The organism is Motilimonas sp. 1_MG-2023 (assembly GCF_030547455.1).
Lineage (GTDB): Bacteria > Pseudomonadota > Gammaproteobacteria > Enterobacterales > CBDFNC01 > Motilimonas.
Map to the genome: position 1 here is coordinate 1 of NZ_JAUOPX010000081.1, position 5,378 is coordinate 5,378.

General features: G+C 43.3%; 5 protein-coding genes. 4 read left to right on the forward strand and 1 reads right to left on the reverse strand.

The features are described 5' to 3' along the window. Positions 1 to 53: 53 nt before the first annotated feature. On the reverse strand, positions 54 to 941 hold the full coding sequence (locus Q4519_RS21250) for a site-specific integrase (RefSeq protein WP_303515872.1): 888 nt from the start codon (positions 939 to 941) through the stop codon (positions 54 to 56). A 319-nt stretch (positions 942 to 1,260) separates the two neighbouring features. On the opposite strand from Q4519_RS21250, the gene Q4519_RS21255 reads away from it, so the two are divergent. The 4 genes from Q4519_RS21255 to Q4519_RS21270 all read left to right on the forward strand — a co-directional run bounded on the left by Q4519_RS21255 (position 1,261) and on the right by Q4519_RS21270 (position 4,752). After that, positions 1,261 to 1,593 (forward strand): hypothetical protein, encoded by a 333-nt coding sequence (locus Q4519_RS21255; protein ID WP_233054025.1) that lies wholly within the window; start codon positions 1,261 to 1,263, stop codon positions 1,591 to 1,593. Between the two features lie 278 nt (positions 1,594 to 1,871). After that, positions 1,872 to 2,531 carry a hypothetical protein gene (locus tag Q4519_RS21260; protein WP_233054024.1) on the forward strand — a complete coding sequence of 220 codons (660 nt, stop codon included), beginning with the start codon at positions 1,872 to 1,874 and terminating at the stop codon, positions 2,529 to 2,531. Positions 2,532 to 2,890: 359 nt separating this feature from the next. Continuing rightward, positions 2,891 to 3,376 carry a transposase gene (locus tag Q4519_RS21265; RefSeq protein WP_303515876.1) on the forward strand — a complete coding sequence of 162 codons (486 nt, stop codon included), beginning with the start codon at positions 2,891 to 2,893 and terminating at the stop codon, positions 3,374 to 3,376. Positions 3,377 to 4,197: 821 nt separating this feature from the next. Further along, positions 4,198 to 4,752: a hypothetical protein gene (locus Q4519_RS21270; RefSeq protein WP_303515878.1), complete on the forward strand. Its 555-nt coding sequence runs from the start codon at positions 4,198 to 4,200 to the stop codon at positions 4,750 to 4,752. Positions 4,753 to 5,378: the final 626 nt, after the last annotated feature.

The following is a 5,378-nucleotide window of genomic DNA, read 5'->3' on the forward strand; positions in this document are numbered from 1 at the left end:
GTATTGCTGGCGCAGCGCATCCTGATGCTCACGCAATATTTCAATAAAGGCGCTCATGAGTTAGCCCACATCAACACTAATTTATCAGCGAGTTGGTTCACCGCTAACACACTGTCGGCTTGTTTCACGCGGGTCAGGTGGGTGTAACGCGCGGTGGTATTGAGACTGGCATGACCGAGCAAGGCTTGCAGTGAGCGTAAATCCAATCCCTGCTCCAGTAAATGGGTGGCATAACAATGGCGCAGTGAATGGGGGCTAATGTGTTGATGAATATTGCAATCGGCCAATACCCGCTTGAGGGCTTTTTGCACGCTGCCTTTATCCATTGGCACATCGCTGTCGGGCCCCATTTTTGGAAACAATAAGCGAGGATGGCGATGCGTAGCCCAGTAACCACGCAACGCCACCAAGGTGCGAGAAGGCAGTGGCACCAATCGGTCTTTACCGCCTTTGCCATCACGCACATGCACCTGCATTGATGCGCTGTCGATATCCGATATGGTCAAATTAAGCCCTTCGCTCAAGCGCAACCCCAAGGTATAGAGCAGCAAAAAGAACACCTGGTAACGACATTTAACCGTCATGGAAATCAGCAAGCCGACTTGGGCTGACGTCAACACATCTGGCAAGCGCTTCACCTGCGGCGGTTTAACTATGTTAAGCCACTCCCACTGGCGGTTGAGGGTGTAGCGATAGAAAAACTGCAAGCCATTGCGGTCAATTTTAACCATGCTCCAAGAATGAGTGGCAATCATACTGGCAAAGTAGGTCTTCAAATCCGCCGCGGTCATGGCATCAGGCGCACGGTCAAAAAACGTAGAAAGGCGACGCACCGCACGAGAATAGGCATCAATCGTTGCGGGACGTTTTCCTTGCAAGGTTAAGTTGGTAAGATGTTGTTCATAAAGAAATTCAAAGCGTTGTTGGTCGTGGGGGTTCATGATTTTTACTCCAGCAAGCCCGATCAAAGTGACGGGGGTTACTTGAGTATGAAATATCCGCCACACTCTGCCGCGCAGCGGCTTCGTTCAACAAGTTGCTGCACTCGGAATAATTACTCGCTTCGCTCCTAATTACCCGGTGAGCAAGGCGTTGAGGCTGTAGAATTTCTCTTTTTTAAGAAATATAGCCTGTTTTATGGGTTCAAATGCATTACCTATTGTCTTAAAAGCGCTTAGGATTGATTGCTGGGCCCCGTTTTTTAGTCAAATCTGGCTGTTGGAGTTATTCTACAGTCTCGTGATGTGTAAGGAGGTCAAATTGTCAGAAAAAGTGCTTTTTGCAGATTTCGCAAATACTGATTTGGTTGAGTTTAAATACAACATCGACCCTTGGGATTCTTCGACCAGTTCAATTGAAATGGTTGTTCATGACAGGGCTGGTACTTTTAGAAAATTTAAGTTTAATAAAGTGTCTAATTTAACCATAGAGGAAGGGTTTACAGGTTACTTAGGCGGTACAGCTATCGTAGACATAAGTTGTCGTCAATGGTCACATGCTCAAATCGAAATTCAAAACTTTGAGTTGGACCCTGGTATCAACTTTTTGGCAATGACAGTAGAAGTATCAGATGTTGTGGGAAATTACACATAACAATTTAAGAGGGATTCCCAACGCTTGGCATTTTTGATTCTACTTCAAATTTAGTGTTTATGGCACAATGCTTTAGGTTGGGTGGTAGCGTTGCTCACCCCTTAATTGGCGTTGAGGCTGTAGAATTTCTCTTTTTTAAGAAATATAGCCTGTTTTATGGGTTCCAAATGCATTACCTATTGTCTTAAAAGCGTTTAGGATTGATTGCTGGGCCCCGTTTTTTAGTCAAATCTGGCTGTTGGAGTTATTCTACAGTCTCGTTAGAAGCATGGATAGATATGAGCATTAAACAAGAATGGCAAAGGAAGTGGAGAGAAGCTTTAGGTGAGCCTACTGATTCTATGCCTGATATCAGAGAAGATTATGCTCTTCATTTCGACATATGGAATGTTAGTGATGAAAAGCTACAAGAGTGTTTTTCAATATTCCCTAATGGCGATAGATTATTTAAACGAGTTAACGAAGTAAGGAAAACTCATCCTCAAACTACAGAAATTGATGATGAGAAGCTTTTAGGCAAACTTGATCAGCTAAATGAAGATATCGAGGCCGTACTCCGTGATTTTGGAGATGAGGAACTTATCCAATTAAATGGAGAAAAGTCTACTGCCAAGAAACGCTCCGTTTACAGAGGCTCTGAATCACAGAGACATGAGATTCTTAAGAATAGCGATTCACCCACAGTCCATTTAGATGATGAACTGTGTGAGATCATTGAGAAACACTGTGGCGAGGAAGGCTACGAAGCTTTTTTCTTTTTAAGTGAGCCTTTATATCAGTTGTCTGGTTGCTATTACACAGTATCGCATTGGATAGCTTGGGCAATGGTAGAAGCTGAGTACGATTCCGATCCATATCAGGCTGCATTTGATTTATACAAAATAAAGGCACAGGCTAGGTGGTCAAGTGATGAGCAATTCATCTACATCGCCAGCTAAGCTTCTAACCAGCCGCTGTGATGGGCGTTAGTGCGTCAAGCGAAGCTTGATGCATCTTGCAGGGTGCAAGTCCCTGTCGGGTAAGGTTTAACTCACCGCCCGTATCGAGTGTTGCGCCTATGGCGGAGCTGATTTTTTTTCAGCGAACAAGATAGGTGAAGCGTACACAGAGAATTAAGTAGGCCACAGGGGATGCGTGCCGAAACGTCGGACCGCCCTAAAGTGCTGAGATCGCTCCGGTAAGTACAGTCTGACTGACGAGGTTTACTCTTTTCATAAAGGAAGTGCCACTAAAGTCCAAGCAAAGCAACCGTAATGAGTGAGGTTGTGGCGAGTCAGCGGAGTTATTAAGCCGTGGCATGTTTAAAGAGATGTATCAGCTTTTATTGGCTGATGGCTCTTTGAGAGAGCCAAATGATGAAACAACCCAAACGTGCCGCAGCCCAGCAGGCAATAAAATGTGGAGCAGCGGTGATAATTTGAAAAGCCATCATCAACGCTACACGCGATTCTGTGGTTACTTAAAAGATTGCAAAGTATGCCCGCTGCAAGAGCAATGTATGCGAAAGCCCCCGATAAAAACAGGGCGGCAAGTTCAGTTTAAAAATGATGAATCACGCAAGCAGCTGAGCTATATCGATAAAATGAAAGTTAAAATAGATAGCCCAATGGGGCGAAGGCAATATAGCAAACGATTGGGCTGTATCGAGCCCGTGTTCGGCAATATAACGGTGAATAAAGGCATGAATAAGTTGACGCTACGGGGACAAGCCAAAGTGAATGCCCAGTGGCAGCTGTATTGCCTTGTTCATAATATTGAAAAGCTGCAAAAGACGATGCATTAAGCAGGGCAAGCTCCCTATTGCCTGAAATTCACCCAAAAACCAGCTTGAAACTCCCCATAAAAACGCCAAACCTTGATAATTTTCATCACAGCAGAAAAAGACTAAACAATTGAGTCAAAACAAGAACTCAGCTATGGTTTGGTGCATCATAAAAATATATTTTAGAACGAGTAATTCTACAGGCTCGTTAAGCATACGTGAACATGGAAATTATATTAGGCTTTTTACTATTCTTCGCCCTAGCTGCATTCGCTGTTTGGCGTAATCGGATCGATATCGCGAAAAACGGTCCGATCAGTAAGACAGTGTGAAGTCGTACTTATATCTTTACTCTTGTGTGGGTCACGTTACTTGTGGCGGCTTTCTACATTTATAAGCCGGTATACATTGGTGTTTTGGTGGTTTTTCTGCTTTATTCGCAAACGTTTGGTGTGGGTGGCGGTAAACATGGATTGTTCCGGCAGCTAAGAGATAGTGGTTTTATTGCTTGCATTGTTACTATTCCTATTTGCTTAATTATTTGGAATCACAGTAATGCTTAACAAGGCCAGTAACAGCGAGCAATTTTTCCGTCGCTTTTTGTGGCGGGCGCTATGCTGCCACAAAAAATCAACTCCAAAATTGCCGCGTTCTGGCGGCGTTGAGGCTGTAGGATTTATATTTTTTAAGAAATATAGCCTGTTTTATGGGTTCCAAATGCATTACCTATTGTCTTAAAAGCGCTTAGGATTGATTGCAGGGTCCCGTTTTTTAGTCAAATCTGGCTGTTGGAGTTATTCTACAGTCTCGTTAGGCTAATTTATCGAATTGTGAGGTATATGATGAAGAACATCTTTTTTCTAAGAATGGATAAGGTTATTGTGGCCACAGATCCCACGTTTTCACCACAATATCCTTATATTCACAGTGTTCACGGTACTTGCGGTAATCAAGAGTTGATTAAACAACAAGCAAGTATTATTTTTCCTAGATTAGAGCTTTCTGAACGTGAGTTACTCGACCGCATCTATAAACTCAAGCAAGAGCTGATCGCTAATGATGAGCTAGATGAAAAAGCACTAGGAAAACAACGCTGTGATTTAGCAATCAAGTATTGGCTAAAAACGATGCAAGTTGGAGATGTTGTGTTTGTTCGCAATCAGGCTAATCAATTGTACTTGTGCCAAGTGGCTAGCTACGTGCAAAAAGGCTTCTTCGATGAACATGGCTGCTTTCAACGGAAAGTTGAAAATGTACCGTTGATCGATGAAAGCTCAGTTCCTAGTGAAATCATAAATAGAACCTATGGGCGTAAAACTATTGAAAAAAATGCCTGTGAGGCGGTTAAAACTGTATTTAGAAAGCACTTTGGTAGTACGAGTACAGCATTAGCCTAACAAGAGACTTTAAACGGAACAAAAACAGTTGGTTAGGTTCCGCTTCGCTCCACATTATAACCAACAATAAAAGCTTAAGCCTAGATAGGTTTTAAATTTATGTGCTGCACAGTTTATACAAATGGCTGAATAGATGCAGTGGTCGGCGAAGTTATAACTGGAGTAATTTCAAGAAGATGCTAATGTATTATGCAATTGAGCGACCACGAGTGAGTAAGCGATTTATTCACGTAGATTGGTACTAGGTGCGTGGTGATTTACACGCGTGAATATATAACTGAAGAGCCCAAAAGCTCGATGCGGTCCTGTGTTTTAACATATGCACACGTCCGGATCTGTGTGGGGTCGGCCCAGTAATGGGTCGCTCTACCACGATTGCGATTGAGTCCCTTGGCAAATAGGGGGTATTTTTGAAACTTAAAGAATTTTCTTTGTGGGGCTACAAGCAGGAGCGCTCTGAATCTCGAAAGTTCACACTGGAGAACCGGTGTGTATGTGCACATTTTGAACGCTACTTAGAGGGTGTCGAAACGCAAGGCGTGTCTAGGGTAGTGTAGTGGTCAACTAAAACTGGCCACCTCGTTATAAGTTTTGAAGTATTCTGCTTCAGCCTTTTGTGGCGATAG

Coding starts and splice junctions, on each gene's coding strand:
- Q4519_RS21250 (WP_303515872.1), bottom strand. CDS start 941: ATGAACCCCCACGACCAACAACGCTTTGAATTTCTTTATGAACAACAT.
- Q4519_RS21260 (WP_233054024.1), top strand. CDS start 1,872: ATGAGCATTAAACAAGAATGGCAAAGGAAGTGGAGAGAAGCTTTAGGT.
- Q4519_RS21265 (WP_303515876.1), top strand. CDS start 2,891: ATGTTTAAAGAGATGTATCAGCTTTTATTGGCTGATGGCTCTTTGAGA.
- Q4519_RS21270 (WP_303515878.1), top strand. CDS start 4,198: ATGAAGAACATCTTTTTTCTAAGAATGGATAAGGTTATTGTGGCCACA.